This window comes from Alphaproteobacteria bacterium US3C007, assembly GCA_034423775.1.
GTDB lineage: Bacteria > Pseudomonadota > Alphaproteobacteria > Rhodobacterales > Rhodobacteraceae > Thalassovivens > Thalassovivens spotae.
Genome location: CP139918.1, coordinates 1 through 26064 on the forward strand (window position 1 = coordinate 1; position 26064 = coordinate 26064).

Annotated in this window: 29 protein-coding genes, 1 tRNA gene and 1 pseudogene; 18 read left to right on the forward strand and 13 right to left on the reverse strand. The window is 50.2% G+C overall.

Features of this window, described 5'->3' with window-relative positions:
• Positions 1–3: 3 nt before the first annotated feature.
• A pseudogene (locus UM181_00005) lies at positions 4–1136 on the reverse strand (IS3 family transposase).
• A 286-nt stretch (positions 1137–1422) separates the two neighbouring features.
• On the opposite strand from UM181_00005, the gene UM181_00010 reads away from it, so the two are divergent.
• A complete protein-coding gene (locus tag UM181_00010) occupies positions 1423–1887 on the forward strand; it encodes a hypothetical protein (GenBank protein WQC63035.1) in 465 nt (154 codons plus the stop codon).
• Between the two features lie 63 nt (positions 1888–1950).
• Positions 1951–2274 (forward strand): hypothetical protein, encoded by a 324-nt coding sequence (locus UM181_00015; protein WQC63036.1) that lies wholly within the window; start codon positions 1951–1953, stop codon positions 2272–2274.
• Positions 2275–2369: 95 nt separating this feature from the next.
• Here the strand turns inward: UM181_00015 and UM181_00020 are convergent, their stop codons facing one another.
• From UM181_00020 to ychF, 5 genes are all read right to left on the reverse strand, one after another.
• Positions 2370–2564, reverse strand: coding sequence for a hypothetical protein (locus UM181_00020; protein ID WQC63037.1), 195 nt, complete (start codon positions 2562–2564; stop codon positions 2370–2372).
• Between the two features lie 109 nt (positions 2565–2673).
• Positions 2674–2985: a hypothetical protein gene (locus UM181_00025; protein ID WQC63038.1), complete on the reverse strand. Its 312-nt coding sequence runs from the start codon at positions 2983–2985 to the stop codon at positions 2674–2676.
• Positions 2978–3169 carry a hypothetical protein gene (locus UM181_00030; GenBank protein ID WQC63039.1) on the reverse strand — a complete coding sequence of 64 codons (192 nt, stop codon included), beginning with the start codon at positions 3167–3169 and terminating at the stop codon, positions 2978–2980. Before UM181_00030 ends, UM181_00025 begins: the two co-directional genes overlap by 8 nt.
• A 498-nt stretch (positions 3170–3667) precedes the next feature.
• Positions 3668–3757: transfer RNA gene (locus UM181_00035), tRNA-Ser, on the reverse strand.
• Between the two features lie 542 nt (positions 3758–4299).
• Positions 4300–5397: a redox-regulated ATPase YchF gene (ychF, locus tag UM181_00040; protein ID WQC63040.1), complete on the reverse strand. Its 1098-nt coding sequence runs from the start codon at positions 5395–5397 to the stop codon at positions 4300–4302.
• A gap of 196 nt (positions 5398–5593) precedes the next feature.
• Between ychF and trpA the strand changes: the two genes are divergently transcribed.
• Positions 5594–6385: a tryptophan synthase subunit alpha gene (gene trpA / locus UM181_00045; GenBank protein ID WQC63041.1), complete on the forward strand. Its 792-nt coding sequence runs from the start codon at positions 5594–5596 to the stop codon at positions 6383–6385.
• Between the two features lie 17 nt (positions 6386–6402).
• Here trpA and UM181_00050 read toward each other — a convergent pair whose 3' ends face one another.
• Positions 6403–6840 (reverse strand): MaoC family dehydratase, encoded by a 438-nt coding sequence (locus tag UM181_00050; protein WQC63042.1) that lies wholly within the window; start codon positions 6838–6840, stop codon positions 6403–6405.
• A gap of 88 nt (positions 6841–6928) precedes the next feature.
• On the opposite strand from UM181_00050, the gene UM181_00055 reads away from it, so the two are divergent.
• The 5 genes from UM181_00055 (at position 6929) to UM181_00075 (ending at position 11174) form a co-directional block, all read left to right on the forward strand.
• Positions 6929–8092: an alpha-hydroxy acid oxidase gene (locus UM181_00055; GenBank protein WQC63043.1), complete on the forward strand. Its 1164-nt coding sequence runs from the start codon at positions 6929–6931 to the stop codon at positions 8090–8092.
• A gap of 153 nt (positions 8093–8245) precedes the next feature.
• A complete protein-coding gene (locus tag UM181_00060; GenBank protein WQC63044.1) occupies positions 8246–8887 on the forward strand; it encodes a 50S ribosomal protein L25/general stress protein Ctc in 642 nt (213 codons plus the stop codon).
• 129 nt (positions 8888–9016) lie between these two features.
• Positions 9017–9712, forward strand: coding sequence for an aminoacyl-tRNA hydrolase (gene pth, locus UM181_00065; protein WQC63045.1), 696 nt, complete (start codon positions 9017–9019; stop codon positions 9710–9712).
• 276 nt (positions 9713–9988) lie between these two features.
• Positions 9989–10762 carry a DUF2332 family protein gene (locus UM181_00070; protein ID WQC63046.1) on the forward strand — a complete coding sequence of 258 codons (774 nt, stop codon included), beginning with the start codon at positions 9989–9991 and terminating at the stop codon, positions 10760–10762.
• 43 nt (positions 10763–10805) lie between these two features.
• Positions 10806–11174, forward strand: a complete 369-nt coding sequence (locus UM181_00075; protein ID WQC63047.1) for a DUF2237 domain-containing protein — start codon at positions 10806–10808, stop codon at positions 11172–11174.
• A 24-nt stretch (positions 11175–11198) separates the two neighbouring features.
• Here UM181_00075 and UM181_00080 read toward each other — a convergent pair whose 3' ends face one another.
• Positions 11199–12536 (reverse strand): proline--tRNA ligase, encoded by a 1338-nt coding sequence (locus UM181_00080; GenBank protein WQC63048.1) that lies wholly within the window; start codon positions 12534–12536, stop codon positions 11199–11201.
• Positions 12537–12798: 262 nt separating this feature from the next.
• Here UM181_00080 and UM181_00085 point away from each other — a divergent pair, with 262 nt between their 5' ends.
• The 6 genes from UM181_00085 (at position 12799) to ilvN (ending at position 17774) form a co-directional block, all read left to right on the forward strand.
• Positions 12799–13230: a hypothetical protein gene (locus UM181_00085; GenBank protein WQC63049.1), complete on the forward strand. Its 432-nt coding sequence runs from the start codon at positions 12799–12801 to the stop codon at positions 13228–13230.
• A gap of 486 nt (positions 13231–13716) precedes the next feature.
• Positions 13717–14082: a 30S ribosomal protein S6 gene (rpsF, locus tag UM181_00090; protein WQC63050.1), complete on the forward strand. Its 366-nt coding sequence runs from the start codon at positions 13717–13719 to the stop codon at positions 14080–14082.
• Positions 14083–14106: 24 nt separating this feature from the next.
• Positions 14107–14334, forward strand: coding sequence for a 30S ribosomal protein S18 (gene rpsR / locus UM181_00095; GenBank protein WQC63051.1), 228 nt, complete (start codon positions 14107–14109; stop codon positions 14332–14334).
• Between the two features lie 12 nt (positions 14335–14346).
• Positions 14347–14976: a 50S ribosomal protein L9 gene (rplI, locus tag UM181_00100; protein ID WQC63052.1), complete on the forward strand. Its 630-nt coding sequence runs from the start codon at positions 14347–14349 to the stop codon at positions 14974–14976.
• Between the two features lie 449 nt (positions 14977–15425).
• Positions 15426–17183 carry an acetolactate synthase 3 large subunit gene (locus tag UM181_00105; GenBank protein ID WQC63053.1) on the forward strand — a complete coding sequence of 586 codons (1758 nt, stop codon included), beginning with the start codon at positions 15426–15428 and terminating at the stop codon, positions 17181–17183.
• Positions 17184–17216: 33 nt separating this feature from the next.
• On the forward strand, positions 17217–17774 hold the full coding sequence (ilvN, locus tag UM181_00110; GenBank protein WQC63054.1) for an acetolactate synthase small subunit: 558 nt from the start codon (positions 17217–17219) through the stop codon (positions 17772–17774).
• 136 nt (positions 17775–17910) lie between these two features.
• On the opposite strand, the gene UM181_00115 is transcribed toward ilvN, so the two are convergent.
• Positions 17911–18138, reverse strand: coding sequence for a hypothetical protein (locus tag UM181_00115; GenBank protein WQC63055.1), 228 nt, complete (start codon positions 18136–18138; stop codon positions 17911–17913).
• A 203-nt stretch (positions 18139–18341) separates the two neighbouring features.
• Positions 18342–18704, reverse strand: coding sequence for a hypothetical protein (locus UM181_00120; GenBank protein WQC63056.1), 363 nt, complete (start codon positions 18702–18704; stop codon positions 18342–18344).
• 218 nt (positions 18705–18922) lie between these two features.
• Here UM181_00120 and UM181_00125 point away from each other — a divergent pair, with 218 nt between their 5' ends.
• From UM181_00125 to UM181_00140, 4 genes are all read left to right on the forward strand, one after another.
• A complete protein-coding gene (locus UM181_00125) occupies positions 18923–19741 on the forward strand; it encodes a helix-turn-helix transcriptional regulator (protein WQC63057.1) in 819 nt (272 codons plus the stop codon).
• 103 nt (positions 19742–19844) lie between these two features.
• Positions 19845–21029, forward strand: coding sequence for an aromatic ring-hydroxylating dioxygenase subunit alpha (locus UM181_00130; GenBank protein WQC64793.1), 1185 nt, complete (start codon positions 19845–19847; stop codon positions 21027–21029).
• Positions 21029–21238, forward strand: coding sequence for a hypothetical protein (locus UM181_00135; GenBank protein WQC63058.1), 210 nt, complete (start codon positions 21029–21031; stop codon positions 21236–21238). The genes UM181_00130 and UM181_00135 overlap by 1 nt, the downstream gene beginning before the upstream one ends.
• A gap of 70 nt (positions 21239–21308) precedes the next feature.
• Complete coding sequence (locus UM181_00140) at positions 21309–22373, forward strand: AbrB family transcriptional regulator (GenBank protein WQC63059.1); 1065 nt, start codon at positions 21309–21311, stop codon at positions 22371–22373.
• On the opposite strand, the gene murC is transcribed toward UM181_00140, so the two are convergent.
• From murC to UM181_00155, 3 genes are read right to left on the reverse strand one after another with little or no spacing between them, the layout of a single operon-like run.
• Positions 22370–23776, reverse strand: coding sequence for a UDP-N-acetylmuramate--L-alanine ligase (gene murC / locus UM181_00145; protein WQC63060.1), 1407 nt, complete (start codon positions 23774–23776; stop codon positions 22370–22372). The genes UM181_00140 and murC overlap by 4 nt on opposite strands.
• Positions 23773–24873 carry a UDP-N-acetylglucosamine--N-acetylmuramyl-(pentapeptide) pyrophosphoryl-undecaprenol N-acetylglucosamine transferase gene (locus tag UM181_00150; GenBank protein WQC63061.1) on the reverse strand — a complete coding sequence of 367 codons (1101 nt, stop codon included), beginning with the start codon at positions 24871–24873 and terminating at the stop codon, positions 23773–23775. The genes murC and UM181_00150 overlap by 4 nt, the downstream gene beginning before the upstream one ends.
• Entirely contained in the window at positions 24870–26033 is a 1164-nt protein-coding gene (locus UM181_00155) for a putative peptidoglycan glycosyltransferase FtsW (protein ID WQC63062.1), read from the reverse strand. Before UM181_00155 ends, UM181_00150 begins: the two co-directional genes overlap by 4 nt.
• Between the last annotated feature and the right edge of the window lie 31 nt (positions 26034–26064).

Below are 26064 nucleotides of genomic sequence, written 5' to 3' on the forward strand. Positions count from 1 at the left end.
CCCCTATACTCGCCCATTGAGTTTTGGTTTCTCTAATAAGGTTTCTGGGACGGGTGGGCGCATGTTTAATGCGTGATGAGGTCTGATCTGGTTGTATTGCCTGAGCCAAACATTGATAGCGACCTGGGCTTGCCGTGTGGTGTGGAACCATTCAGCGTTTAGCACTTCTTTTCGCAAGGTGCCGTTAAAGCGTTCGTTGTATCCATTTTCCCAAGGGCTGCCTGGATAGATTTGCATTGGTTTGATACCGATCCTCTTCAGCCAGTCCTGTAGATGCGTGGCAATGAACTCGGGTCCGTTGTCAGAGCGAATAAACTCTGGCTTACCATGTTTAATCAGCAGCGGGTGCAGTGTCTCCAAAACGTCGTTCGCATTCATTTTGGATCGCACTGCCACGTAGAGCGCTTCACGGGTATATTCATCTAGAACCGTGAGCATTTTATAGCTGCACCCATTGCTAAGCTTATCGTGCACAAAGTCGATCGCCCAAATATGGTTGGGATGTGTGGGCCGCAGCCTGATGATGGAGCTGTCTTTGTGATAAAGCCGTTTGCGCTTCTTGTGCCGGCGCGGCAGCTGTAAACCTTCTTCGTTCCATAAGCGCTCGATCCTCTTGTGGTTAACACGCCAGCCTTCCATGCGCAGCAGGGCTGTGACTTTCCTATAACCATACCACCCATACTGTTTGGCCAGCCGGATCATCGCCAAGCGTAGTTTGGTATCATCTACTTGTTTGGCTTGATAGCGCAGACTTGAGCGGGCTACATCCAGAACAGCGCAAGCACGCCGCTCAGAAATATCCAGCTTTTGACGCGTATGAATAACAGCCTGACGAAGCTGAGCCCGCGTCAGGCCCGTGGCTTTAGATGATCAAGGCTCTCCTTCAGGATCACCTTGTCTAACTGCAAGTCAGCGACGATCTTCTTCAAGCGCTCGTTTTCTTTCTTGAGCGATTTCATCTCTGAAACCTGTGAACGAGAAAGGCCTCCAAACTTCTTACGCCAGTAATAATAACTCTTATCTGAAATCCCAGCTTTGCGACACGCACTCACAACGTCCAAACCATCGTGCAAATGAACATCAATCTCGCGCAATAACTTCAACACATCTTCATCAGAATAACGCTTCCGAGCCATGTTTCCTTACTCCCTATGCCAAAATATACTGGCACAGTTCTAGGGGGCTAAGACAGCGGCTTGTTTTTCAATGATGCCTATAACGAGCAGCCTATAGCTTGCGATGCAGAACAAATAGCTGCGCATTTTCTAACGCTCCATAAGGCTAAGATAACAGATCGGTTTGAGAAACTGCTGCCTCACTAGACTTCAACACACCCAACCTCATAAACCACCATGAAAACTTAACTTGTTTAGATTGTTTTCAAGGGTGTAGGTTTGAGACTGAAAAGTTTGGGGTCAGACTATGAGTTTTGAAGATTGGGTGACGGGGTGGGTCAACAGGCCACTGAAGCCTCAAAGACAAATGAGCAGTTGGGATTGGACGGTTTGTTTCTTCAAGCTTATTATGTACTACAGTCCGTTCTTATTTCTGTTAATTCCGTCGGTGGATGCTTGGTTTGCGGGTCATTTCAACAGCTTCCAGCTTATTGTGTTGGCAATCTGTTTGATGTTTTCGTTTTATTTCCAAGGCTGTTGGCCAAGTGGAACTTTCCCAAGGTGGGATAGATTTGCAATAATAGTTTCATTTCCGCTTGCTTGTGTCTTTTTCGTAATTGGTCAAATCTTTGTATTTGTGGGTATGGTCGCAGGTATGTTGTTAGCTCAATTTGCGGCAACCGTGTTGGGTGTAGGGATTATTGCCCTTGTTATCTTTGTAATTATTGGAGTTTTCGGGGTTCTCTTGTTTGGGTTTAGACAAGTCTTTTGAGATACAAGGGGGAAAGTTATGTGCGTGCAAACCAGTCATATAAAGCTTTGTACATGCAGCAGCATGAATTTTTCGAAAGGAAATAGCTGGCAATTGAATAAAGCCGCTAGCCAAACACATGTTGTTGGCGAATGGCTATTGTTTGAAGGTTTGGCAGATTTCAGCTTACCTTCCCTTATTGCTGAGCGTTTGGTGCATGACATAAACACGCAAGACGTATTTGATTTTTTCTATCAACCAGCACTAGAGGATTTACTTATTCTCAATCTCGATCACCTTACGTTTTATTTTTTACACAATGGTGAAAAGTTTCAGCAGGTGGACGAGGATGATCTCAAATGGAAAGGCACTCTGATGCGTTCTGGAAAAGTGAAATCACAATATTAGGCAAGCTGTTAAATGGCCTAATAGGGCTAGAGCAGTACTGGTAGCCAAAAATATCGTTAAAGAATTTTTGCAATACGGCAATTAGTCAGCATTTTTCAGCCAGCTGTAAATTCGCGAATAAACTGACAAACCTGACCATTTGATGCACAATTTGCCCTCATATAAATGCGAAAAATAAACCATACGCCCCAAATAGCCAGTGCCCAACCCCACCAACTCCATTTGCGGGGGTTCAGCGGGTTATTTGGATGAAATAGTGGTTCTTTCGATGGTTTTTTATCATCAGTCACTGCTACGCCTTCGCTTTAAGTATCTATATTGAACTAATAGTGTATTTCCTTACAAAAGATAGCAATCAAAAATCCTGTTTTGACGGTAATGATCTGAGGTGCGTTTAACTTAGACTTCTGTCAGAACAGCAAAGGTTTTGCCTTTAAACTCGTGAACCATTGTTACGCCGTTAAACTCATTGGCAACATTTCTTTGGGCTTCAATCCTACCAATCATTTCTTGATACCCTTCCTCGGAGGCATAAAATGAGATTGATCCATGCGTGTAGTCATCAATTTTATACCATATATTTTCTAACCAAAATTCACTTTCTGGGTCTAATTCCTCTTTTATAAATGCCAAATAATCCCTCATTGCTTGCTCGTCGATTGGCTTAGTTTCGTGCTTAAAGACTGTATTTAAAATAAACTTTTCACTCATATACACTACCTTCAGCAATGTAATTTGGCGCAGGAATACAGGCAAAATTTCCTGTAATCCCTTCAGTTCCCACTTTTTCCATTTGAGCAGCTGCGCTTGCGCACTCTTCTTTGGTATCCATCTCACCAACTGTTAGCAGTCCATTGATGGCCACAAAAACTAACATCCAAGAATATTCAAACATTTCTACTTCCCACATAACGCCAGCGTCCTGCCTCTTTAGACAGACTGACAATCCCAGAGTAACGCGGTTCAGAAATATGTGAAGTCTTTAAACAAATGGTATCAAAAGTGTAACGTAATATGTAACGTGACAAATAAATTTTACTATTAATGCAATTAAATCAATAATTTAATAGAGTTTTATGGTGCCCCCACACGGAATAGAACTATCAAAAAACGACGATGTTCATTCAGTGCGACTGTAAGTTGCAGGCAGATACCAGTTACTTAAACAGCAGCGCGCCAATTCCCTCGTCTAGATTAGTCTTACATAGCAAATATGGGACTCCTATCTGACAAAGCGGGGGGTACCCCCGGGGTATGGGCTGGTTACTGCGGAAATGGACGGGCAGTGCAGGAATTTTCAAACAAGTCCTGCACAAATGTGGACTAAAATGTGGACTATAAGCGCACACAAACCCATAAGTTACATTAATATCAATAATTTACGGGAATTTTGTGGCGGAGACGAAGGGATTCGAACCCTCGAGACCCTTCCGGGCCTACTCCCTTAGCAGGGGAGCGCCTTCGACCACTCGGCCACGTCTCCGCTGATGGGTCTACAATTTTATCGAATAGCAAAACAAGCGGAAAATATAAGAAACCCTCACTTTTTACGATTTGTTCGTTCCTACACCCTCAGCTGACGCGCAACGCCTGCACTTTTTCTGTGCATTTTTTAAGAAACTCCATCCAAACAACCCGCCCAGACATAGGAAATAAATCGAATGTTTGACGCATCGTGCAAAGAGATCGTCTGTTGGCAAATAAAATAACAGCAAGCGTAGCGCTTACTGCGTATCCGCTTTGTTTCCAAAGCACAAAAAAACTCTCAATGCCTTAACAGTATAGCGTTGAAAGAGAGCATCCTACGCAATTCAGGCATCATTTGACCAGTCACCAAACCGCCATTGACATTTTTTTGTCCAACGACGCAACCCGGCAAGTCCCTCTTCCTTTAGCTCTTTGACAGAAGCTGACATAGAACGCACGATTTCAATAAAAGGCTTTGCAGCGTTTAAAATATGGCCCAGCATGCAACCTTATTGCGCCACGCCCCGCAGGAAGAGCAAATTGCCTGTGCGCAGCGCCTTACGCGTTGAACAGAAAATGCAAAACATCGCCATCTTTCACGATGTAAGATTTACCTTCAACGCGCATTTTTCCGGCTTCCTTGGATTTCTGCTCTCCCTCAAGGGCAACATAATCCTCATAGGCAATAGTTTCGGCGCGGATAAAACCGCGCTCAAAATCGCCATGGATCACCCCCGCGGCTTGGGGGGCGTAGGTGCCGCCCTTTATCGTCCAGGCTCGCGCCTCTTTAGGGCCAACGGTGAAATAGGTTTCCAATTCCAAGAGCTTATAGCCGGCGCGGATCAAGCGATCTAATCCAGCCTCTTCTAAGCCCATCTCATCCAGAAACATGGCGGCTTCTTCAGGCTCTAATTGGCTGATCTCTTCTTCAATCTGGGCGCTGATAACGACGGTTCCCGCGCCCTGCGCAGCCGCCATATCATGCACCTGTTGCGAAAAAGTATTTCCCGTGCCCGCGGTCTCTTCATCCACATTGCACACAAATAGGATCGGCTTGCTGGTCAAAAGCTGCAGCATTTTCCAAGCTTTCAGATCCTCTTCCTCAACCTCAACGCTGCGCGCTGGTTTTCCTTCTTCAAGCACCACCAAAGCGGCTTTGAGCAAGCGCTCTTGTTGCACTGCCTCCTTATCACCGCCGCGCACTTTGCGGCTAAGGCCTTGCAGGCGCTTCTCAATGCTTTCAATATCGGCCAGCATCAGCTCGGTTTCGATCGTCTCGGCGTCAGATACCGGGTCGACGCGCCCATCAACATGGGTAACATCAGAATCCTCAAAACAGCGTAGCACATGAGCGATGGCATCGACCTCGCGGATATTTGCCAGAAATTGGTTGCCAAGCCCTTCGCCTTTTGATGCGCCTTTGACCAACCCGGCAATGTCAACGAATGTCATACGCGTTGGGACGACTTGCTTTGAACTGGCGATTTTAGCCAAAGTATCAAGCCGTGCATCGGGTACGGCCACATCGCCCACATTCGGCTCAATGGTACAGAACGGAAAATTTGCCGCCTGCGCGGCTGCGGTTTTGGTTAACGCGTTAAACAAGGTGGATTTACCAACATTTGGCAACCCGACAATACCCATTTTAAACCCCATGGCTCTGCTCCTTTTAGCGCTGTTGAGGGCTTCTAGTGACAGATCTGCCCGGAGGCAAGCGGCGAAGATGCAAAAGCCGCGCTGCGACTTACGGTTTCTTTTCCAGCACAAGCTTTTTCGTGAAATGTTCGCTTGGCATTGATTTTTCGTATTCGATTGGGCATGGGAGAGCATGACGAAGCGAAAGGTGCCTAATATGACTCGGATTGACGATAAATTTGCCGCATTAAAAGCAGATGGGAAAAAGGCATTTGTCTCCTATGTCATGGCTGGAGATCCAGATTACCACACCGCGCTTGAGCTGGTGAAAGGCCTTCCCGCAGCGGGTGTGGATATTATTGAACTGGGGCTCCCTTTCACCGATCCAATGGCAGACGGCAGCACGATTCAGTTGGCGGGGCAGCGCGCGCTTGAAGCCGGCATGACCTTGCAAAAAACGCTGACTTTAGCCGCCGAATTTCGCCACCAAGATAATGTAACGCCTATCGTTCTGATGGGCTATTACAACCCGATCTATAATCATGGTGTGGACCAATTTCTGCTGGATGCAAAAACCGCTGGAATTGACGGGTTGATCATCGTGGATTTGCCCCCCGAAGAGGATGATGAACTCTGCGTTCCGGCGCAAGCCGCGGGCTTAAATTTTATTCGCCTCGCAACGCCAACAACGGATGCCAAACGCTTGCCAAAGGTTCTTCAGAATACATCAGGCTTTGTGTATTATGTGTCGATCACTGGCATCACGGGCGCCGGCGAAGCGCAAGCCCAAAACGTGGGGCCTGAAGTAGCGCAAATTAAAGCAAACACGGATCTGCCGGTTATCGTTGGATTTGGCATCAACACCCCTGAAGCGGCGCAAAGCATCGCTGAAATTGCCGATGGCGCCGTGGTAGGGTCCGCGATTGTCAGTGAATTGGCCAATGGCAAACCAGTCGCAGAGGTGTTGGCGTTTGTCAAAACCCTCTCAGATGGGGCGCATCGCGGTTAAAGCTCTGTTGGCATGACTTATGCGGCCAGAAGAAGCATTTGCGTGGCCAAAAAGCTGCTCACGATTTTTTGAGTTTGGTTTCGGATCACAAACCGAGTTTTGATAAATCCGCGATCTGGCTTGCTGCGTGAGTGGCGCGCCTCTTCTACCGTAATCGCGCAGGTTAAAATATCGCCTGGATAGACCGGAATAAACCAGCGCACCTCATCCACCCCTGGCGACCCGATTGAACATTTTTCAAACAGCCTGGTGCGAAAAACCGCTTCAAATCCGATTAAAACGGTGTGCCAGCCGCTGGCGATGATCCCACCATAGGGGGACGCTTCGGCCTGCGCGTCATCGAGATGAAACGGCTGAGGATCCCAGTCTTGCGCGAAGGCAAGAATTTGCGCTTTCGAAATCTGTTTTGGTTCGGCTTCAAAATGAAACCCGACCACAAAATCTTCAAAATACATCGCCCGCTCCTGCTCTGGTGTTTTATAGGTTAACGATGTTATATCGCCTGTAGATATGACCGCGACAACCCAGTAAGGTAAAGCTTAAATGCCTGTAATCACCAATATTTACGATCTTAAAAAAATCTATGCGCGCCGCGTGCCCCGCATGTTTTATGATTACACGGAATCTGGAAGCTGGACAGAGCAAACCTTTGATGAAAATGTAACTGACTTTCAACAGCTTAAACTTCGCCAGCGGGTTGCAGTTGATATGACAGGGCGCAGCACCACCAGCACCATGGTGGGGCAGCAGGTTGCCATGCCCGTGGCTTTGGCCCCGATTGGCATGACTGGAATGCAATCTGCCGATGGCGAAATAAAAGCCGCGCGGGCGGCCGAAAGCTTTGGCGTGCCCTATACCTTGTCCACAATGTCAATCTGTTCAATCGAGGATGTCGCGGCCCATACTGAGGCGCCTTTTTGGATGCAGCTTTACATGCTGAAGGACAATGATTTTAATGATCGCTTGGTCGAGCGCGCGCGCGCCGCAAATTGCTCTGCCTTGGTTCTCACGCTGGATTTACAGATCTTGGGCCAGCGTCACAAAGACATTCGCAACGGGCTGTCGGCACCGCCCAAACTGACGCCCAAATCGATCGCCAATTTGGCCACAAAATGGGGCTGGGGCACAGAAATGCTGGGCACGAAGCGGCGGTTTTTCGGCAATATTGTCGGCCATGCCAAAGGCGTCAGCGACCCAAGCAGCCTATCCTCTTGGACAGCCGAGCAATTTGATCCGGCGCTTGATTGGGACAAGGTGGCCCGATTAAAGGATGTCTGGGGCGGCAAAGTCATTTTAAAAGGCATTTTAGATCAAGACGATGCCAAGATGGCCCTGAAAGTGGGCGCGGATGCGATTATCGTCTCCAACCATGGCGGGCGGCAATTGGATGGCGCGCTAAGCTCGATCAAAGCGCTTCCAGGCATTGTTGAAGCGGTGGGCGATAAGATTGAAGTGCATATGGATGGTGGCATCCGCTCTGGCCAAGATGTTTTGAAGGCCTTAGCGCTTGGGGCGAAAGGCACCTATATCGGGCGCTCGCATATTTATGGGCTTGGGGCAATGGGCCAAGAAGGCGTGCGCAAAAGCCTTGAGCTTATTCACAAAGAGCTCGATATTTCCATGGCACTATGCGGCCATAAACGGGTTCAGGACCTAAATCGCAACACGTTGTTGATCCCGAAAGGGTTTGCGGGGGATTGGGAATAAAACCGGCGTTCCCCCTTAACGCCCCCCCCCCGCTGGGGCGACTTCATAATTCTGTATTTTGGCCTTTTAAACCGTAAATAACTGGTTTATATGCGCGTCTTCATTGGGGTCACAGCCTTGGAGGGACCCCTTGCATTTATTATGGAGAGAATTATGGCTGGAGAGATTCCAAATCTTGAAGTTTTGCCACGCACGGGGACAGGCAAGGGCGCCGCTCGTCAGGCGCGGCGCGATGGCATGGTGCCGGGTGTTGTCTATGGAGGCGGCGTTGATCCGCTGCCCATTCAAATCCCATTCAACGTGTTGTTTAAGCGCCTGAAAGCGGGGCGCTTTTTATCAACGCTGTTTAACTTAAAAGTTGAAGGCCATGAGGATGTTCGGGTGATTTGCCGGGATGTACAGCGTGACGTCGTAAAAGATCTGCCAACCCATCTGGATCTGATGCGCTTACGCCGCACCTCAAAAATCAACCTATTCATCCCCGTTGAGTTTCTAAATGAAGACGTATGTCCGGGGATCAAGCGCGGAGGCTATTTGAACGTCGTACGCCCTGAAGTTGAATTGGTGGTTACCGCGGGCGACATTCCCGAAAAGCTCACCGTCGACCTTGCGGAGGTTGCCGTGGGGGATGTGATTACGATTTCTGCAATCAGTCTTCCAGAGGGGGCACGCCCCACGATTGACCGCGATTTTGTAATCGCCAATCTATCGGCGCCGGGTGGCATTTCTGCGTCCGAGGAAGAAGAAGCCGAAACCGAAACAGGCGATGCACCCGCAGAAGACTCCGCGGAATAAGACAACTGCGTTTTCGCAGGCGGTCAGTAAAAATTTGAAAAGCAGAGCAACCGCTCTGCTTTTTTTATGCGCTTTGCGTTTCGAACGGGCAGCGCTATAGACACCATATCGCTGAGCAGGAGCGTTTACATGCAACTATTCGTCGGATTGGGTAATCCCGGTTCAAAATACGCCCAGAACCGCCATAATATTGGATTCATGGCGCTTGATAAAATCGCCTCTGAAAATGGGTTTTCACCTTGGAAAAAAAAATTTAACGGCGTGATCAGCGAAGGCCGCTTGGGATCAGAAAAACTGGTTTTGTTAAAACCGGAAACCTTTATGAACCTGTCCGGACAATCGGTCGGAGAGGCGATGCGGTTTTTTAAGCTGACGCCCGATGAGATCATTGTGTTTCATGATGAATTGGATTTAGCACCGGGAAAATGCCGCCTAAAAACAGCGGGCGGCCATGCGGGGCATAATGGCTTGCGCTCAATCCACCAGCATATCGGGGGTGATTATCATCGCGTGCGCTTGGGCATCGGGCATCCAGGGCATAAAGACCGCGTGGCCGGATATGTGCTTCATGATTTTGCCAAAGCAGATCAGGCCTGGTTAGATGATTTACTCAGCGGTATTGGCGAGGGCGTTGTAAAATTAGCTGGTAAAGATCCGGCAGGCTTTATGAATAAAGTCGCGCTCAAAGCGCAGGCGCAAAAACCCCAAAAACCAAAAGCGGCCCAGCCGCACAAGAACGAAGCCGCCCTTGAAAAACCACAATCGCCAGATAAGGAAGATCCCGTAAGAAATCCACTTCAAAGGTTGATCGATAAATTCAAATAACGAATTCCAATCACTTTCACCAGCAAGCCGAAGCCTGCAGCGCTTTAGGCTCATGCTTTATGCGCAGACTGTTGCATCTGCTTACCGATGGCGATTTATACCCCGTTACACTTATCAACCGGCTAAACATCTGGTCTGGCGGTCCTGCACCTGATAAATACAACTGCTCAAACTGGCTGCAGGGCTGCATGCGTTGCTCCTGAGCGGCCAGAACCCAGCGCTTAAGGCGTGTTATAAGCCCCCCCCCCACAAACCGCGCCACTGGTAAAACTGCGCATGGCAGTTAAAGCGGCGCTGCGCAATCACGCAACGCATATCTTGCAATGGCTAAACTATATCCCGCAAACAAATGAAATCCGGCGCTACGCCGTGTTGGTTGCCACCGCGTTGATTATAGAGCGGCGTTTAAACCTGCCGCTGATTGTGTCAGAGCTGGGGGCAAGCGCTGGATTAAACCTCTTATTTGACCGGTTTGCGCTATCCTCTTTTGGGTTCACATATCAGCCCCATAAGGCCAAGTTGACGCTCACGCCCGATTGGCGGGGCCCAGCGCCCCCACCGGGCAGAGCCAAAATCGCCGGGCGCTCCGGCGTTAATCTGTCGCCGATAAACCCTCGGAGCTCTGAAGGATTTTTGAGGCTTTGTGCCTATACTTGGCCGGACCAAACCGAACGCCGACAGCAATTGGCGCGTATTTGCCCCGCGCAGCGCCTTGCCATTGCGCAAGGTGATGCAGCTGATTGGCTTCGCCTCCGGCTCGCAACGGGATATCCTGGGCATCTCCATTTGGTCTTCAACACAGTCGCGAGGCAATATTTTTCTCTCCAAACGCAACAAAACTGCAGGCAAGCGCCAGAAACCGCCAGACAACAGGCAAGCAGCGCAACCACAATGGCACATTTTTCAATGGAAGCTGATCGCCAAGGTTTAGGCGCGGCATCTTGCTTCACTTTATGGCCGGGCGAACATGTGATTGAACTGGGCCGAGCAGATTTTCACAGGCGCTGGATCACATGGGTCGGAAATCGCCCGTTTAAGGGCTTGTCTTAAGCTGGCTGATCGCTAAGTTTCCCCAAAATAGGAGCCAATGATCATGCAAAAAGATCCAGAAATTAATGTCCTTGGCGCTGCGCTGGCCGCCTGTTCACAGGATCCGGTCACGGGCTTTTTTCGCGACGGGCATTGTAACACCTGCGAAGCGGATCAAGGCAGCCACACCGTCTGCGCGGTGATGACGGCCGAGTTCTTGGCCTATTCAAAATATTTTGGCAATGATCTTAGCACGCCGCGGCCGGAATATGGCTTTGTAGGCTTAAAACCCGGTGACCATTGGTGCCTTTGCGCAGGCCGGTTTTTGCAGGCCCATGAAGAAGGTTGCGCGCCAAAAGTCAATCTCTCTGCCACGCATGCGCGCGCCTTAGAAATCGTTTCGCTTGAGATTTTACAAGCCTATCAGCTCTAATCCTATGCCGCCTGCCGTGACAGGCTAAAGCGCCGCGTAAATCTGCGCAATCGCTTCGACAGCCTGCTCCAGTGGAAGTTCTTGGCTTTCTCCAGTTTTGCGCGCCGTCAGCTCGACCACACCATTTTTCAAACCACGCGGCCCTACGGTGATCCGCCAAGGTAGGCCAATCAAGTCCATGGTGGCGAATTTGCCGCCTGCCCGCTCTTGCCGATCATCATAAAGCGGTTCAAGCCCCAAAGCTGTGAGGCTGGTATAGAGCGCTTCGCAAGCTGCATCTGTTGCCGCATCCCCCTGCTTCAAATTCACAATTCCACAGTGATAAGGCGTGACGGCTTCTGGCCAAATGATTCCATTCTCATCATGGCTGGCCTCGATAATCGCACCAATCAAACGCGACACGCCGATCCCATGACTGCCCATATGGACCGGCACCCGGACGCCTTGATCATTCACCACATTGGCGCCCATCGCTTCAGAATATTTGGTTCCAAAATAAAAAATCTGCCCAACTTCTATACCGCGACTGCTGCACCGGCGCTCTTCGGGCAAAGCGTCAAAGAGGCTGGCATCATGGGTTTCATCGGTGCGCGCATAGGGGGTGGTCCATTCCTCTACGATTCCGGCACATTCCTCCCAGTCATCATAATTCACCGCGCGATTGCCCAAAGTCAAATCTAGGATCTGGCTGTCATAAAACACTTCAGACTCGCCCGTATCCGCCAACACCAAAAATTCATGCGTGTCATCGCCTCCTATCGGGCCGCTATCGGCGCGCATCGGAATTGCCTTCAGCCCCATCCGCTCATAGGTGCGCAGGTAACTGACCATATGGCGGTTATAGGCATGCATGGCGCTGGGCTTATCGATATCAAAATTATAACCATCTTTCATAAAAAATTCGCGCCCCCGCATCACACCGAACCGGGGCCGGATTTCATCGCGGAACTTCCATTGAATGTGATACAGCGTCATCGGCAGGTCTTTATAACTGCCCACATGGCTGCGAAAAATATCCGTAATCAGCTCTTCATTGGTTGGCCCATAAAGCATGTCACGCCCATGGCGATCCTGAATACGCAACATTTCTTGCCCATAATCATCAAAGCGCCCACTTTCACGCCAAAGGTCCGCCGATTGCAGCGTCGGCATGAGCATTGGAATATGGCCGGCGCGCACTTGCTCTTCGTGCACAATATCTTCCAATTTGCGCAACACTTTGAACCCGAGCGGCAACCATGAATAAATGCCGGCGCTCGATTGCTTAATCATGCCGGCCCGCAACATCAAACGGTGGCTCACAATTTGTGCGTCAGCAGGGTTTTCTTTCAAAACGGGGATAAAATAGCGGGACAGGCGCATCAAAGGTCCTTTGCAATAAAAAAACGGTCGAGCGCTCTGTTTAAGAAGAAAACATCCGTTCCACAAGCCTTGCTCTGTCTGCCAGCGGCTTGCATGGCGCTGGCGCCATCTGGTTCAGATCCGTTGCAATCTTGTAGAGCCGGGGAGGCAGATCAATCGTTTAAATCAACGGCAGCCCTGTTGAAGATATGTAAGCCTATAGTTTCCGTTTGGAGCATGGGGCGGGGCGGTGTATCATTTCGTTGAACATAAAGGAAAGCCTGTGAACTGTTTCCCCAAAAAGCCTTTTTATATCACGCTGATGCTGTCTTGCCTTCTGCCTATGCACGCGGCCTTTGCAAATTCCCAGCACAGGGCGGTTGTAACAATCTGCGAAACCGCGCTTCAAACCAATGATCAGGGCACCATTCAATCTATGGCGCTTCAGATGAAAAATTGGCGGAGTTTGCGGGATGATACCCTGATAAGGCGCGCGGAAACATGCCTTCAAACGGGCCTTGATACAGGGTATTTTTATTCTAAACCAAACGAAAGGTTCGAAATCAAACAGGCAAGCGTGGCGAACAAAAACCTCCTGAAAGATATCGAAAAGCTGCATAAAGATTTGCTTGGCTTATGCCTTTCTTTGGCAAAGCAAACGCCCAAAGCCGCCTTGGAGCATCCGATCTGCACAGCCCTGTGGAGCGCAAATTGACGGATCAAGGCTGCCATTTCAGACAGTTGGTATTTTTGGCAGGCCGCTGCTTGGGCCGCCCTCATGGGCTATGGCATCCCTAGGGGAATCCGCCGGTCTTTTGGCGTTTTTGATGAGGTGTTGAGAATAGGGGGTGAGATAATCACTCGAGGCATAGATATGTGCTCACCGAAACCTCAAGCTCTGGCGGGAAAACCCCACATATAAATAAGTTGGTGCTAAAATAAATAACACCCCCTATTCACCTAAGAGGCTAAGCGCCCTTTAAGGCAAGACTTTGTCATTATAGCGGAAACTTAAAGGCTTATAGGGCAAATTATCTAGATTCTTGGCTATTTTACACCTCAAAGCCTTGCACCGCTCTGGTTTTCCTGTAGAAGGCACATCTGTTTTCGCACTTACTTTTATCGCACGGTCCCTCGTGGGTGGACGCGAAAACCTCATAGCCGCCCTTTGAAACGTGCCAAAAATAGAACTGGAGAGCGCATGCCCCTGTATGAGCATGTCTTTATTTCGCGTCAGGATTTATCCAGCGCGCAGGCCGAAGGCCTTGTTGAACATTTCACAACAATCCTTGCAGATAATGGCGGAAACGTCGTTGAAAGCGAATATTGGGGTGTTAAAACGATGGCCTATAAGATCAATAAAAATCGCAAAGGCCATTATGCGATGCTAAAATCGGACGCACCTGCGCCTGCGGTGCAAGAGATGGAACGGCTGATGCGTCTTCATGAAGACGTGATGCGGATTTTGACGATCAAAGTTGAAGAGCACGCCGAAGGACCATCTGCACAGATGCAACGCCGCGATGATCGTGGTGACCGCGGTGAACGCCGCGAACGTCGCGATTAAGTTTGTAGAAAAGGACGATAGATCATGGCAACCAAACCTTTTTTCCGCCGCCGCAAAGTCTGCCCTTTTTCTGGCGATAAAGCTCCGGCGATCGATTATAAAGATACAAAACTATTGCAACGCTATATCTCAGAGCGCGGCAAGATTGTTCCATCACGGATCACGGCTGTGTCAGCCAAAAAGCAACGAGAGCTTGCCCGCGCAATCAAACGCGCACGGTTTCTTGCTCTTTTGCCATATGCTGTGAAATAGGGAGATCTGATCATGCAAGTAATCCTTATGGAACGCGTGGCCAAATTGGGCCAAATGGGTGATGTGGTTGATGTAAAACCAGGCTATGCGCGCAACTTCCTATTGCCGCAAGGCAAAGCCCGTAGCGCGTCAAAAGACAATATCGCAAATTTCGAAGCCCAAAAGGCGCAGTTAGAAGCGCGCAACTTGGAAACCAAGAAAGAAGCGGAAGATCTGGCCTCGCGCCTCGATGGACAACAATTCGTAGTGCTCAGATCGGCCTCTGATGCAGGGGCTCTTTATGGCTCTGTGACACCGCGCGATGCGATGGAAGTGGCAACGGCCGGCGGTTTCAGTGTAGATCGCAAACAGATCGCCTTGGTCCGTCCGATCAAAGAGCTGGGCCTGCATGAGATGCTCGTGCGTCTTCATCCAGAAGTTTCTGCTACGATCGTTCTGAACGTGGCGCGCTCAGCCGAAGAAGCCGAACTGCAAGCCTCTGGCAAATCGATCCAAGAATTGGCCGCAGAAGAAGAAGCTGCTGCCGAGTTTGAAATTGCAGAGCTGTTTGACGATATCGGCGGTGCAGCCGCAGAGGATGAGTTTGACAGCGCGGCCCCCGCCGCTCCAGCTGCAGATGACGAAAGCAATCAAGACGGCTAACACGCCTAAATGATATACAACTTCGTTAAGGGCGCCCCGCATACACGTCGGGGCGCCTTTTTTTATCAGATGCCCATAATTGTTGAGGAAGGATGCAGCCCGCCCCAACAAAACCAAAGAAAATCATGCACGCCTTGCCAAAAAACAGAGGTATCTTTCTAAAAGTTTCAAAAATTACTTGGGCTTTGATAATTTTCGAAAAGAATTGGCCAGCTTTTTATTTGATTGCGTATTGACCTTCCTTAGACGCCTGCTTAGTTTAAGGAAAATTCAGAGAATGAGGCTGGAGCAATGAAAATTTTGATTTCTGTGGTGGTGCGATAGAGCGAGGCGTAAAGATCCTTTTGATCATTCGTCCGTCGCACCCCGAATAATCGGGGTTTTTTTTTGAATTCAGAATATTAGGAAGGCTGCTGCATTGCAGCGATAAGGTTAAACTGGAGATGAATATGACGCGCCAAATGAGTGGAGCAAAAATGGTTGTACAAGCCCTAAAAGATCAGGGCGTCGATACTATCTTTGGATATCCAGGTGGAGCGGTGCTGCCGATCTATGATGAAGTATTTTTGCAAAACGATATTAAGCATATTCTGGTGCGGCATGAGCAAGGCGCTGTACACGCCGCAGAAGGTTATGCGCGCTCAACCGGCAAGCCCGGCGTTGTGCTGGTGACCTCTGGGCCAGGCGCCACAAATGCGGTGACCGGGCTGACAGATGCGTTGATGGATTCAATCCCGCTGGTTGTTTTAACTGGGCAGGTTCCAACCTTTATGATCGGCTCTGACGCGTTCCAAGAGGCCGATACGGTGGGCATCACTCGCCCCTGCACCAAGCATAATTGGCTGGTTCGAGACACGGCGGATTTATCCTCTACGATCCACGAGGCTTTTCACATCGCAACGTCGGGCCGCCCTGGCCCGGTTTTGATCGATATTCCCAAAGATGTACAATTTGCCGAAGCCACCTACACGCCCAAAACAAAAGTGGCTTCAAAGCATTACAACCCACGCGTCAAAGGCGATATGGACCAAATCACCAAATTGGTGGAAGCGTTGGAAACGGCTGAGCGGCCGATCATTTACTCGGGTGGTGGTGTCATTAACTCTGGCCCTGCCGCGAGCACCTTGCTGCGCGAATTGGTGGCAGCAAGTGGTTTTCCAATCACCTCAACCTTGATGGGGCTAGGGGCATATCCCGCTTCGGGTGAGAACTGGCTTGGCATGTTGGGCATGCATGGTCTTTATGAAGCCAATCTGGCCATGCATGATTGCGATTTAATGATCAATATAGGGGCGCGCTTTGATGATCGGATCACAGGGCGCTTGGATGCGTTCAGCCCCGGCTCGCTCAAAGCGCATATCGATATTGATCCCTCCTCAATAAATAAAGTGATAAGAACCGATATCCCGATCATCGGGGATGTGGGCCATATCTTAGAGGATATCCTGAAGCTGTGGAAATCGCGCGGCCGCAAGACCAACGCCGCGGCCCTTACAAAATGGTGGGCGCAAATCAACGAATGGCAAAAAGTGCGTTGCCTCGATTTTAAGCCCAATACATCCACCATCAAACCGCAACATGCATTGACGCGCCTAGAAGCGCTGACAAAGCATCGCCAAGATCGCTATATCTGCACTGAAGTTGGTCAGCATCAAATGTGGGCGGCGCAATATTTGGGATTTGAGCACCCAAATCAATGGATGACCTCAGGGGGCTTGGGAACGATGGGCTATGGGTTTCCTGCATCAATTGGCGTGCAAATCGCCCATCCAGATGCGCTTGTGATCAACGTGGCAGGCGAAGCCAGCTGGTTAATGAATATGCAAGAAATGGGCACTGCGGTTCAATATCGCGCCCCAGTTAAGCAGTTTATCTTAAACAATGAACGCCTTGGGATGGTTCGCCAATGGCAAGAATTGCTGCATGGAGAGCGGTATTCGCAAAGCTGGTCGGAAGCCCTGCCCGATTTCGTTAAATTGGCAGAGGCGTTTGGGTGCAAAGGTATTTTATGCAGCGATCCGGCTGATCTAGATGATGCAATTATGGAAATGTTGGCCTATGATGGTCCAGTGATTTTTGATTGTTTGGTTGAAAAGCACGAAAACTGTTTTCCTATGATCCCATCAGGGCAGCCACATAATAAGATGCTTTTGGGTGAGGCCTCAACGCAAGACGCAATCGATAGCACAGGCGCCGTGTTGGTGTAACCAGCGGTTTATCCGCGCAGTAAAGGAAATGGCATGTCAGCTTTAAAAATCGAAAAGGGTTCATCAAAGCATTCGGCGTATAACTTGCGCGCCAATTATGCTGAAATGGAAGAACCGCATACTCTAACGATTTTGGTCGATAATGAGGCGGGCGTGCTTGCGCGGGTGATTGGTTTATTTTCAGGCCGTGGATATAATATCGATAGCCTAACGGTTGCCGAGGTTGACCATCAAGGCCAGCTTAGCCGGATCACAATCGTAACCACAGGGACACCTCAAGTGATCGAGCAAATCAAAGCCCAGCTGAGCAGAATTGTGCCCGTGCATGAAGTGCGTGATCTCACCGTGGAAGGCCAATCGGTCGAGCGCGAATTGGCTCTGATAAAAGTATCGGGAAACGGCGAAAAGCGGGTTGAGGCGCTGCGCCTTGCAGATATTTTTCGCGCGAATGTTGTAGACAGCACGCTAGACAGTTTTGTGTTCCAAATAACCGGTACCATCGAAAAGGTAGACGCGTTTGCGGATCTAATGCGCCCTCTTGGTTTAACTGAAATAGCGCGCACGGGCGTGGCGGCGCTTTCGCGCGGCTAAACTGCAATGGTTTTTGGACGCTGAGGGTGCTTTTGGCGTTCGACCGGCTATCTTGACTACGGTGACGCTTGGTCTCTTTTAAAGCAAATTGTTAAGACTGGATTTAGCAAGTAATTAAGCCGCGGTTTCGCGCCTGCTATTCGTTTACGATCCTTGGTTGCGCCTTACTTTGCGGCGCATGCTGCAAACATGCCAATAAATCTGGGGGTAACTCCGTCTGAGGGCCAAGAGCTTCTACGGTTAACATGAAAGCCCAAAGGTCATCGGGGCCACACCGTAACACAAGATCAGAACCATGTGCCGCATTATACGCATCTAAAGCCTCTTGCACGCGCCTATCGTATAAAATTTGATGAATGCCCATTTGATTACATCCTTTTTTCCATTTTATTTTCCTGCGCCGCACATACAAAAGGTTAGGTTTTTTGCATGGCTCACTCAGGCTTTGACACATCCCTGACGAAGGTTTAGCCGCGCTTAAGACGCTTTCGTCTTGGGTTTAGATTTCTGCTTCGCTAAGCCAATTGCATCGTAGGGAACAGTAGTGCAGTTTTATAATCCCGCGCTTCAAGCCACCTCATAAGCTTCAGCACCCGGATCCGTTGGTTCAACGCATCTGAATTGAACAATGTTCCCCGAGGGGCGCGCAACCGCAGCGACAGAAGAAGAACCCGCTTTCAATTGCTCGGCAAGATGCGGATATTTCTGACGGCTGACCCATTGTAAATCGCGGGCGAGCCGTAAATCAGCTTGCTCATCTACGGTGAAAGACACCATATCGCCACTTTCATAGGCAAATACCTGATTTTTGCGAGATAACTCACCTTGAAGCGTCTCCTCAGCTTTGAAAAATGCCAAACGCCCATGATCCTCACACCAGATAATTGCGCGCTTCGATACGTGTTCACTCCAAATAATAACGCCGTTCATCACATCATCCTTTCCTAACCATGAACTGATTTTGCGGGAAAAGCGGGCCATACTCTATCTTTGAATCTGAACACTGACTTGCAATTTGTGTCGAAAAACTTCAACATAGTTTCATATTGTGTCGCCGCTGACGCGACAAAGCATAAATTTACACGTTAAACGATCAGTGCACCCGTTAGGGTTGATTTTATTTAGTATTTTAAATTTAAACGCGATAAATGAAAATGATAGAAAACCATTCAGAAAGATCCGAGTCGCCAGCCGAACTTCGTGCCATGTTTGGGCGAAATCTGCGCCTCTTATGCCAGCCCTACGCGTCGGTCTCGGCGCTATGCCGCGAATTGGGCATCAATCGCACCCAATTTAACCGCTACCTATCGGGTGAAAGCTTTCCACGGCCAGATATTTTACAAAGAATCTGCGCATATTTTAAAGTGGATGCACGTATTCTGTTACAGCCCCTGCACGAAGTGCAAAACAGTAATACGGATGTGATTTTTAGCAATGAGATGGAAGATTTCCTCACCGCAGCCTCAAGCCTTGTCAACACAAACAGCTTTCCCAGCGGCTTTTACCGCTTCTCGCGGCGCAGCTTTGTGGATGATCAACGTTTTATCCAAGGCTTGATTTTTGTCTATCGTAAAAACAAGAAATGCTTTTTACGCGGCATGGAAGCCAAAGAGGCCATTTCGGGGCAAGGCTTAGCAAGTCTGCCAAAAATTCGCGAATTTCGAGGCTTTGTAATCGCGCAGGAAGGGGGCATAGCGGCTTTGGTTTTTCGCCGCGGGTCGATGAGTTGTTCTTTTAATTTTTTAACGCCGGTTCCCTCATTTGAAAACAATTACTGGCTTGGATATAGCACCCGCACAGTGCAAGAAAAACCCACCGGCGATCGTGTCACCCGGTTGGTTTACGAGCATCTTGGGCAAAACCGATCCGCAATCCTATCAACGGCGCGGAATGCAGGGTTTTGCGAGGCCGATGATTTGGTTCCCTACCACAAAACTTTGCTCAAACCCGAGGACGGTTTTTCTTAAATTAGGTGAGTTGCGGCATCGACAGGTCGCGAATTGGCGCGCACGGAACCAGATTTAAAGACTTGACTGCCACAAGGCTTCAAGCAAACCGGTGAGGCAAATGATGGAACCATTTTCTGATTTAGAGGCAGTCCAAAACCCCGTTGCACGGGCCAGAGGGCTTGCAAACGCACATTACACGGACCTGTCCGTCTATGAGGTTGAAAAACATGCCTTGCTATTTCGGCAATGGGCAGGCTTGGGCGTTGCCGCAGATATTCCACAGATAGGGGATGCAAAGCCAGTTGATTTCTTAGACGTGCCACTGGTGATGATACGCGATCGCTCAAATCGCGTTAGAGTGTTTCAAAACATCTGCAGGCATCGTGGTATGATCTTGATCGACGCGCCTAAAAAAATCGAAGGGGCAATCAGATGCCCCTATCATAGCTGGTGCTATGCCACAGATGGTCGATTGATCAGCACCCCCCATGTGGGCGGTCCGGGTATAAATACCCATGAAGATATAGATCGCGACGCGCTAGGATTGATCGAAGTTGCGAGTTATATTTGGCGCGATATTATCTGGGTCAACCTTTCAGGCACGGCGCCCGCGTTTGAAATAGCAATGGCCGAGCCAATGGAACGCTGGTCTGAATTTGACCAACCGCTTTTTCATGGCGGCGCAGATAGCCGTTTTGAGCTTGCGTTGAACACCAACTGGAAATTGGCGGTTGAGAATTATTGCGAAAGCTATCACTTGCCGTGGGTGCATCCCGGGTTGAACAGCTATTCGCGGCTCGAAGATCATTACAACATTCAATCCGCGGGGTGTTATTCTGGCCAAGGCACCACCGTCTATCGGCAATTAACCGGGAATCGGGCCGAAAAATTCCCTGATTTCAAAAATCTAAGTAGCAAATGGAACCAAGCCGCTGAATATCTGGCCATTTATCCAAATGTGCTTCTGGGCACCCATCGTGATCATGCTTTTGCGGTGATTATCGCGCCCTTAGGGCCTGAAAAAAGTATCGAGCATGTACATTTATATTATGCCACAGACGCAACCGAACCAACCTTGCGGGCACAGAACACCGCGCAGTGGAAATCTGTCTTGGAAGAAGATATTTTTGTGGTCGAGGGGATGCAGCGCGGGCGCCATGGACCGGGGTTTGACGGAGGGCGTTTTTCGCCCGCGATGGATGCTCCGACGCATTGCTTTCACGCTTGGGTGGCTAAGACGCTGACAGAAGCACAAAACGAACCGGCCCAGCATTCGCCCGCCTCTGCCTTTGCTCCTGCACCGTGATGCAGCTCGATATTCAGGTGCAAGCGGCGCATGGCCGCCAAGATTCCGCCGCATTGGCAGAGCTCTATGCCGCCGGCAGCGCCACGGCTCAAACGCTTGACGAACAATGCTTTCTTGCAACTCAAGCCTATATTTTTGCGCTTGAAAGCAACCATCCCCTGGCCGAACAGCTGCATGCGTTTTTGGTACAAAACAGGCGTGACGCTTAAGCGATTTGACAAGCCTCAGGCTTTGCAGCATTCCCGCAGTACTACCTGAGTGAGACGGTGCTTAAAAGCCATGGTTTTAAAAACAACAGCCGCGCTGATTAGCCTGGGGGCGCTTGCCGGCTTTATCTGCAGCAAAACCCTTTTGCCATTACCATGGATGCTGGGTCCGTTAGTGGCAACGGCTCTTATTAGCATTTTGGGATGGGGAAATATTCCTTCTTCTTATCAATTCCCGCATAGGTTTCGTATGCTGTTCATTGCCGTGATTGGCGTAATGATTGGCAGCCAGATCACTTGGAAAGTGATACAACACGTGCCCAATATACTGCCCAGCTTGCTTGGGTTAATCGCGTTTATCGGCCTAGCTTTGAGCGTCAATTTTTTGATTTTCAGACGCTTGGGCCGATATGATCCTGCAACGGCGTTTTTTTGCAGCGCCCCGGGCGGCTTATTGGAAAGCATTGCGCTTGGAGAAACATATGGCTGTGACAGCCGCATTTTAACCCTGCAGCAATTTCTAAGGGTAATTTTTGTTATCATCCTGGTTCCAAGCGGTCTGTCGCTTTGGATGGGAAGCCCTGTGGGCAGCGCTGCCGGCCTTGCCTTGCCCGGATCTGACCCTTCGCTGTTTACAACTCAAAACCTCTTACTCACGCTGGTGGTTGGTTTGATCGGTTTATATTTGGGGCGCCGGCTGAAATTGCCAGCGGGGCAACTCATTGGGCCCGCTTTAGCCGCAGGCCTGCTCAACCTGTCCGGCTATGGCAGCGTACAATTGCCCAATAGCCTGTTGATCATCGCCCAGATCATAATCGGGGTCAGCTTGGGAAGCCGGTTTGTTGGATTTGGCTACGCCGCGCTAAGGCGCAGCGCCAGCCTTGGATTGTTAAGCGCGCTGGCCATGCTGAGCCTCGCGCTTTCCCTCAGCGCGCTGCTCTCGCTTTATACCGGTTTGCCATTTGACGTTTTGCTGATCAGCTTTTCGCCGGGCGGGGTGACAGAAATGTCATTGATCGCTCTTAGTCTGCAAACCAGCCCAGCCTTGATCACGGTGCATCACATATTTCGGATCACAGCCACTGTTATTCTGATCACTGGGGTAAGCCGCTTTAGCGCGGTCTTTAAAAGACCTTAAAGATGGGAACCGGACAAACGTTCGGGCAAGCGATTGGCCCAAGCACTGATCGTGCCCGCGCCAAGGCACACGACAATATCGCCTGACCCCGCCTGCGCCCGCACCAAGGCTTCAAGCGCATCTTCTGATGCCAAAGCCCGGGCATCCCTATGCCCATGGCGCAAAAGCCCATCCACCAAATCATCGCGGCTGGCCCCCACGATCGGCGCCTCACCAGCGGCAAAAATATCACCAATGGCCACAACATCCGCATCATTAAAACAGGTGCAAAAATCATCGAACAAACTGTGCAATCGGGTGTAGCGATGTGGTTGGTGCACGGCGATCACTTTTCCAGAGCAGCTTTGCCGAGCTGCTTTTAATACAGCAGCAATTTCAACCGGATGATGCCCATAATCATCGATGATAGTAACGCCATTGACCTCACCAACTTTCGTAAAGCGCCGGTTCACACCTTTAAAACCGCTTAACGCCGCGCGAATTTCGGCGGCGCTGAGCCCCAAATGCCGCGCCACAGCAATCGCCGATAGCGCATTTGATACATTATGATCCCCAGGCATCGGCAAATGACAGCCCGTGATTAGGGTGTCTTCACCTTGCAAAGCCACGTCAAAAAAGGCTGATCCATCCTTATATTGCAGATTCAGACAGCGCACATCAGCTTGGGCATTAAACCCATAGGTAATCACTTTGCGGTCGGTTATTTTTCCTACCAATGCCTGCACTTCAGCGTGATCCGTGCAGCACACCGCCACCCCATAGAAAGGGATGTTAGAGATAAAGTTCAAAAAACCAGCTTTCAGTGCCTCAAAATCCCCCCAATGCTCCATATGCTCGGGATCAATATTGGTCACGATAGCAATGGTGGCTGGCAAGCGGGTAAAGGTACCATCGCTTTCATCTGCTTCCACCACCATCCATTCGCCCTGCCCCAATCGTGCGTTGGAGCCATAAGCGTGGATAATCCCCCCGTTGATGACCGTAGGGTCAAGACCTCCCCCATCCAAAAGCGCAGCAACCATCGTTGTGGTTGTGGTTTTGCCATGCGTGCCCGCAATCGCCACGTTGGATTTGAGCCGCATCAATTCGGCCAGCATCTCGGCCCGCCGCACAATCGGCAAGCTGGCAACCCGCGCCGCGTCCAGTTCAGGATTGCCCGCTTTGATCGCCGAAGAAATCACAATCACCTCTGCCGCGCCCAAATTATCTGCGCTTTGCCCGATAAAAATCGTTGCACCCAGCGCTTCAAGCCGCGCCGTGATTTTGCTTTCCTTCAAATCTGAGCCCTGCACTTGATAGCCCAGATTAAGCAAAACCTCCGCAATCCCCGACATGCCTATGCCGCCAATCCCGATAAAATGAATTGGCCCAATATCGATCGGCAATTTGGTCATCGCGCTCATGACTTTGCCGCCTCAATCACTTTATGCATCAACGCCGCCAGCTGGTCGGTGGCGTTTTCAATCCCTGACTTGCCCGCCGATTGGGCCATTTTCAAGGCTACCTCCGGCTTGTCAAAAAAATCGGTCAGGATTGCATTCAAAGGCCCCACTTCAAAATCAGCTTCTTTACACAAAATAGCCGCCCCAGCTTGCACCAAAACGGAAGCGTTCGAGCTTTGCTCATCGCGCAGCGCGATTGCCAAGGGCACCAATATAGACGGTCGCCCAATCACGGCAATATCTGCAACCGAAGACGCCCCTGCCCGACTGATCACCAGCTGCGCTTCGCTCATCCGCGTGGCAATGTCCTCAAAAAACGTTTCGACCTCTGCCGTGATCCCATTCTCAGCGTAAAACTGAGACACGCGTGGCTGGTCTTCAATCCGCGCTTGATGGCTGACCCTGAGGTTTTGCACAACATTCCAAGGCAAATCCGCCAAAGCTGGCGGCACCACATCCGATAATATGCGCGCGCCTTGGCTGCCCCCGATCACCAAAACCGATAACGGGTAATCCCCAGGCACGATGTAAGGCGCCTTGGCGCGGGCTCTGACAGCCGCGCGCACCGGATTGCCCGTGTGATGACCATTAACACCTTCCGGAAGCGCAGTGGGCCATAAGCCACAGGCAACCGCATCTACACGTTTGGCGAAAATCTGGTTGACCCGCCCCAAAACGCCATTTTGTTCATGCAGCAAACGCGGACATCTTAACACCCATGCGGCGCTAAGCGTGGGAATACTGGGATATCCACCAAAGCCGATCACCACGGTGGGGCGATCGATCAGCATCGTGATCAGCGCCGATAAAATTCCAAAAAAGATCTGAAACGGTACAATCAGTTTTGCAAAAATTCCTCCGCGGGCAAATGTTGAAGAGGAAAGGACAACCCGCTTCACCTCGGAAGGAAAGCCTTTTGCATAGCGCGCTCCGCGCCGATCCGTTGCCAGTTTCACGCGCCAGCCCTGCGCCAGCATATGCTCTGCAAGGGCCTGTGCCGGGAACATATGCCCACCGGTGCCCCCGGCAGCCAGAACCAAAAGCGGTTTGCGGCTCATGACCGGGCTCCAAGCAGATCAGACACATCTTTCTGCGGCCGCTTTCGCGTGAAAGCCAGTACCATACCAATCGCAATACCGCCTGCAATCAAGGACGATCCACCGTAGCTTACGAAAGGCAAAGTCATACCTTTTGCGGGTAAAAGGCGCACAGCCACCCCAATATTAATCATCGCTTGCACGCCAAACATGCAGACCAAACCAGCCCCCGCCAATCGGTTGAACGCGTCGCGCTCGCGCAGCAAGCGAAATAAGGAATTGATCACAATACTGGCAAAGATCGCAATGATCAGCACAACCATCACAAAGCCATATTCTTCGGCGGCGACCGCGATGATAAAATCTGTATGCGCATCGGGCAATGACCATTTAACCTGCCCTTCCCCGGGCCCAACCCCAAAGATCCCGCCCTCTTGAATGGCATTGGCGGCATAGCCCAATTGAGTCCGCGGATCAATATCTGCGGACAGAAACCCATCAATTCTGCGCGCAAAATGTTCCGACATATTATAGGCGAACGCCCCCGCGGCGCTGACAAGACTGGCCAATACCAACAAAAGTGAAAGCGGTGCACCGCCAATAAAATAAACAACGCCCCAGCCGAATAAAATTAGACAGGCTTGCCCAAAATCTGGTTGCATCACCAATAAAGCCGCCACGGTAACCGCCAGAAGGAACGACCAAAGCCTCCCGGGGGGGCCGTTGATTTCATCGGCTGCAGAAATCAACCAAGCTGTCACCACGATAAAACCAGGCTTCAAAAACTCAGAGGGTTGCACGCTTGCAAATCCAAGCGCATACCAGCGCACCGCGCCTTTGCCAAAATCTGTTCCAAAATACGGCAGAAGCATAACAGCCACAAAAGCCCCGATAAATCCCAAAACGGCCAAGCGACGCACCAAACGCGTCGACATCATCGAGGTGATCAGCATTGCCAACAGGGCTAAGCCGCCGAACATTACTTGCCGGTGGACATAATGAAACGGCTGAAATCCATTTTTCTCTGCCAGCGGAGGAGAGGCGGCAAAACCAAGCAATATCCCTATGCCGAACAAGATTAGCACGGCGGATAAGCTCCATTTATCGATCGTTCTCCACCATTTTGAAAGTAACGGCTCATCCCGATGCACCGGGGCTGATCCATAGACCATTTCTGTCATACGACGCGCCTAACCTGCCTGTTCAAACCTG